Source organism: Paracoccus sp. (in: a-proteobacteria) (assembly GCF_047973135.1).
Taxonomy (GTDB): domain Bacteria; phylum Pseudomonadota; class Alphaproteobacteria; order Rhodobacterales; family Rhodobacteraceae; genus Paracoccus.
This window is the reverse complement of record NZ_JBKEBL010000049.1, coordinates 1-3,257: the sequence shown is the minus strand read 5'-3', so window position 1 is coordinate 3,257 and position 3,257 is coordinate 1. Positions and strand designations below refer to the sequence as shown.

Below are 3,257 nucleotides of genomic sequence, written 5' to 3'. Positions count from 1 at the left end.
CACGGTCGGGCATGTCTCGGATATTGGCGGCACCAAGGATTCGCTGCGCGCCCGCGAGATTTACGAAGAGGGCATCCAGATCCCGCCGATGAAGCTGTTCGATGCGGGCCAGCCGAACCAGTCGCTGATCGTCCTGATCGGCAAGAATGTCCGCAATGGCGACCAGGTTCTGGGCGACATCTTCTCTTTCGTGGCGGCAAACAGGCTGGGGGCCGAACGGCTGGAGGCCTTCATGCGCGATTATGGCATGCATGACATCAGCGCACTGGCCGAGGTTGTGCAGGGGCTTTCCGAAAAGGCCATGCGCGAGGCGATCCGGGCGATCCCGGATGGCGATTACCGATCCACGATCAGCAACAACCCGCTTGGCGAAAAGATCGAATACCCGGTGCTGGTCAAGGTCCGGGACGACGCGATCACCGTCGATTTCGACGGCGCACCGCCGCAGTTGGCACAGGGCGGACTGAACGCGACACTGAACTATACCGCCGCTCATGCGACCTATCCGCTGAAATGCATGCTGACGCCCTCGGTCCGGGGCAATGCCGGCTGCTACCGGCCCTTTACCGTGACCGCGCCCGAGGGTTCGATCCTGAACCCGACCTATCCGGCGGCGGTCAACCTGCGGACCAGAACCGGATGGTATCTTGCGCCGAACATCTTCATGGCGCTGTCAGGGGCCGCGCCCGGCATGGTGCAAAGCTTTACCGGGTTGGCCGTGGCCGCCTATATGTACGGCCGCGACGCCGATGGCGCGTTCTATTCCGACATGCTGTTCTGCGGCGGCGGTCAGGGCGGCAGCGAACGCAAGGACGGGCATTCCTCGCTGTTGTGGCCGACCTCGGCGGCAAATACCTCGATCGAGCTGATGGAAAGCCGGGTGCCGGTACTTGTGCTTGAAAAGTCCTTCCTGGCCGACAGCGGCGGAGCGGGGCGGCATCGCGGCGGCCTTGGTCAGGTCGTACGGTTTCGCAAGCGCGATCAGGACGGCATGGATATGCTGGTCGCGCTGTATCCCGAGGGCGTGGACAACCCGATCCCCGGCCTGTTCGGCGGTCAGCCGGGCGGAGGCGCGCGAGGGCTGGTCCGCGACACGGCGGGCAACCTGCTGCGCGATTGCGGCACCGGCGCGCTGATCACCATCAACGACACCGCCGAGATCGTCGAACTGGTGCTGGCGGGCGGTGCGGGCTTTGGCGATCCGGCGCAGCGCGATCAGGCCGCTGTCACGCGCGACCTTGCGCTTGGGCTTGTCACGCCCGAACATGTCGAAAGGCACTATCGCAATAATGGCCCCGCCACCGCGACCGGCGCGGGGCAGGACAGCGGCAAGGCCCTGGTCTGACAATCCGGCCCGCGACGGCGACTCTTCAGCCGTCACGGGCAACCTGAATGAAAGAATAAACCAACAGGAGAAGATTATGACGATTTCCAAAGCACTGACCATCTCGCGCAGGGGGCTGCTGGCCATGGCGGGGATCGGGCTGGCCACGGCCAGCCTGCCCACGCGGATGTTCGCGCAGGGCCGCAACATCCTGATCATCGCCTCGGGTCAGGACATCCCGAATTTCGACCCGCATACCGCGACCGGCTATTCGGCCAGCTTCTTCATGCGCAATGTCTATGACCCGCTGGTGCGCAGCACCGGCAACCCGCCCGAGCCGGCCCCCGGCATTGCCGAAAGCTGGCAGGTCAGCGAGGATGGCAAGACCTATACATTCACGCTGAACCCGGCGGCAAAGTTTCATACCGGCAATCCGGTGACGGTCGAGGATGTGGTTTACTCCTTTGAGCGCGCGCTTCGGCTGGCCAAGGGCAATAGCTGGATGATCCGCGATATCGTCGTTCCGGGCGGCATTGTGGCCGCAGAGGGTGGCACGGTCCGTTTTGACCTTGCGACGCCCTTCGCGGCTTTCCTGCAAGTGCTGCCATGGATCGCCATTGTCGAAAAAGCCGTGATCGAGGCCAATCTGGGCGATGATGACGGTGAAGGCTGGCTGATGACCAATACGGCGGGCTCCGGTCCCTTCACGCTTGGCCGGTTTCAGGTCGGCACGCTCTATCACCTCGTGCGCGCAGAGGATGCATGGCAGGCGGGCGGCGGCAATCTGGATGGCGTGATCTGGCAGATCACCCGCGAAACGGCGACGCAGCGGCTGATGCTGCAACGCGGCGAATGCCATATCGCCGTGGATCTGACATCCGAGGATATGGACGGGCTTGCCGATACGCCGGGCGTGGTGCGGGTGCTGGAGCCGGAATATCGTACCTTCTCGATGAAGATGAACACCGCCCATGGTCGGCTGGCGGATATCAATCTGCGCAAGGCGATTTCCTATGCCACCAATTATCAGGCGATTATCGACGCGGCGGGCTATGCCGATCTGATGCAGGGGCCGTTGCCGACCGGCATTCTGGGCTTTGATCCCGATCTTGAGGTCTACCGGACGGATTTGGACAAGGCGCGGGAATATATGGCGAAAACCTCTGATCCCGAGGGTGGGTTCACGCTGAAAATGGTCCATGTCTCGGCGCTGGAACAACAGCGACGTTGGGCGCTGATCATGCTTGACAGCCTCAAGGCGCTGAACATCACCCTTGATATCCAGTCGATGACATGGCCCGATATGGTTGCGGCCTGTCGATCGCCCGAAACCTTCCCGGATTTCTTCCCCGTCTATCAGACCGCGAATTACGGCGATCCCGACAATATCGCCTTTGCGGCCTATCATTCCTCGCGCAATGGCGGCTGGCAGAATGCGGTTTATAACAACCCCGAGATTGACGCGCTGATCGAGGCAGGCCGCGCCGAGGTGGACCCGGCCAAGCGCGTTGAAATCTACAAGACCTTCCAGAAGCTGCTGGTCGATGATGCGCCCGATATCTTTGGCGTGTTGGAAAAGCGGCGCCTTGGGCTGCGCGATCAGGTGAAGGATTTCCACTTCACCCCCGTCGCCTCGAACGCCATCGACGCCTGGCCGCTGTCGCTTGGCTAAGTCCGGCAGGGCGGGGGCCGTGGTCCCCGCCCGACCCATATGAAAGGCGCTTTCCATGCTGTATTTCATCATACGGCGGATCCTGCTGCTGATCCCCGTTGTGATCGGTCTGACGATCATCATGTTCGCCATCGCCCGGCTTCTGCCCGGCGATCCTGTCGGCCTTGCTGCCGGCCCCAATGCCACCCAGGCCGAGATCGAGGCCCTGGCCGCCGAATTCGGGCTGGATCAACCCATCTGGACGCAATATTTCAGCTATGT

2 protein-coding genes and 1 pseudogene are annotated in these 3,257 nt (G+C 62.5%); all 3 read left to right on the top strand.

What is annotated here, in order from left to right; translation table 11 throughout:
* The coding region (locus ACK5L9_RS04765) for a hydantoinase B/oxoprolinase family protein (protein WP_416910305.1) at positions 1-1,345 on the top strand (1,345 nt) is incomplete at its 5' end.
* 76 nt (positions 1,346-1,421) lie between these two features.
* Entirely contained in the window at positions 1,422-2,996 is a 1,575-nt protein-coding gene (locus tag ACK5L9_RS04760) for an ABC transporter substrate-binding protein (protein WP_416910304.1), read from the top strand.
* Positions 2,997-3,051: 55 nt separating this feature from the next.
* Positions 3,052-3,257: pseudogene (locus ACK5L9_RS04755) on the top strand (ABC transporter permease); the annotation flags it as partial.

What these genes read in the sequence shown, in the direction of transcription:
- ACK5L9_RS04760 (WP_416910304.1), top strand. Translation starts at nt 1,422, where the DNA reads ATGACGATTTCCAAAGCACTGACCATCTCGCGCAGGGGGCTGCTGGCC.